Here is a 1,957-nt window from a genome sequence, read left to right on the forward strand (position 1 = left end):
CCGGGGGCCGACCCGACCCGGATGAGGTGCACCAGATGGCCCTGATGCGTCGCGTGGCCGTTCTCGGAGCCGCCGTGGCCGCCGCCCGCCAGTACGCCCGTCAGAACCCGGACAAGGTCAACCGCTACGCGGACCAGACCGCGTCCTTCATCGACAGCCGCACCAACGGGCGCTTCCGCCGCCAGCTCGACACCGCCCTGCGCCAGGTGCGCAAGGAGACCAGCGTCCCCGGACGCGGCGCGTTCGGGCCGAGCCAGGCCGGCCAGTACGGCCCGCAGCAGTACCGCACCGGCGGCGTGGGCGGCACGTCCGGCGCCACCGGCACGTCCGGCGCCACCGGCACCGACGGCGACCTCGGCGCGCGCCGCTACCCGAGCGAGCGCACCGACCGGTAGAAGCCAGGTCCCGCCCGACCGAGATCACGAGCACTCCACGCATGCCGGCGAGCCCGCCTGCATGCGCGGAGTGCCCCGCGCCGAGGGGTCGCGACCTCAGCGCATCAACTGCTCGAAGAAGCCGCCGATGCGGTGCTCGCGGTCCACGAGGTGGACCTCGAGGATCCAGTGGCAGCGCCGCCCGGACGCGTCGAGCGCCCGGTGCATCGGGGTGTCGTTGCCCGCGGTGATGTAGCTGTGGAGGCGCTCGGCGTCGATGAGCTCGTGCGGGAACTCGCCGACGAGGTGGCCGCTGTGCGGGCCGCCGAACTCCCAACCGGCCCGCGCGGCGAGCTCCCGCATCTGTGCGTAGAGCTGTTCGCCGGTGATGTCGGGTCGCGCGTCGAAGAACGCGCGCCCGGCCTCCCAGACGCGGGGCAGGTCGGCGGCGAGGCGGTGCTTGCGCGGGTCGTCGCCGAGCACGAAGGTCCGCCCGACGTCGGCCTCCCAGGCCTCGAACACCGGCCCGAGGTCGACGAAGACGATGTCGTCCTCGGCGATCGCGCGGTCGGGCGGGTTCTCCGCGTAGGGAGCCAGCGTGTTCTCCCCGGAGCGCACCACGCGCTTGTGCCAGTGGCGTGAGGTCCCGAACATCTCCGCCCCGAGGTCGCGCACCGCACGGCTGACCTCGGACTCGGGCCGGCCGGGGGCGATCAGCCCGCGACGGCCGATCTCGGCGAACAGCTCCGCGGCGTGCGCCTCGGCCTCGAGGAGGCAGCGGGTGCGCTCGTCCTCGTCCAACGTCCCGGTGGCGTCCACGGCACCGATCCTCGCCCGCGCGAGGCCCGGGACGGAAGGCCGGCGGCGGATCCGACGACGCCGCCGAGGGCGCGCTAGCGTCGCCGACCGTGCAGCCCGCCGACATCGGACGCCTCGTCACCCCGGGCGACCCGCGGGTCTCCCCCGACGGCACCCGCGTCGCGGTCGTCGTCACCCGCGTCGATCTCGAGGCCGACCGCTACCGCAGCGCGATCTGGCTCGCGGCCGCCGACGCGTCGTCGCCCGCCCGGCCGCTCACCGCGGGCGAGGACTCCGACGCGAACCCGGCGTGGTCCCCCGACGGCACCCGGCTCGCCTTCACCCGCTCCGCCGCGGGCCGGCACCGGCTGCTCGTCATGCCGATCGACGGGCCCGGCGAGCCGGTGGTCCTCGCCGACCGCGCCGAACCGCTCGGCGGGCTCGCCTGGTCCCCGGACGGCAGCCGGCTGGCGTTCGTCTCCCGCGAGCCGCGGCCCGGTGCCGAGCCGATCACCGTGGAGGGCGGTGAGGGCGTTTCGAAGCCCCCGCGTCGCATCGACCGGCTGGTCCCGAAGCTCGACGGCGAGGGCTGGATCGTCGACCGCCCGCGCGCGCTGTTCGTCGTCGGGACCGACACCCCCGCACCGCCCTCCACGGTGATCGGCTCGGCACCGGGCCGCGGCTCGCGGGAGACGAACGCCAGCCGGCTGCCGTCCGGGGACCAGGCGAGCCCGCCGCGCGGTTCGGCGCGGGCGGGGCGGACCACCGGCTCGCCGGGCCCGGCG

Annotated in this window: 3 protein-coding genes; 2 read left to right on the plus strand and 1 reads right to left on the minus strand. The window is 76.1% G+C overall.

Annotated features, from left to right (window positions below; all coding sequences use genetic code 11):
• Positions 1 to 395: antitoxin (locus AC0CYZ_RS11540; protein ID WP_472215389.1), on the plus strand; the 395-nt coding region annotated here is incomplete at its 5' end.
• A gap of 96 nt (positions 396 to 491) precedes the next feature.
• Here the strand turns inward: AC0CYZ_RS11540 and AC0CYZ_RS11545 are convergent.
• Positions 492 to 1,193, minus strand: a complete 702-nt coding sequence (locus AC0CYZ_RS11545) for a M24 family metallopeptidase (protein ID WP_472215391.1) — start codon at positions 1,191 to 1,193, stop codon at positions 492 to 494.
• 89 nt (positions 1,194 to 1,282) lie between these two features.
• Here AC0CYZ_RS11545 and AC0CYZ_RS11550 point away from each other — a divergent pair.
• Positions 1,283 to 1,957 (plus strand): TolB family protein (locus tag AC0CYZ_RS11550; protein WP_472215393.1); only part of this gene is annotated, 675 nt, incomplete at its 3' end.

The organism is Actinomycetospora sp., assembly GCF_055612215.1.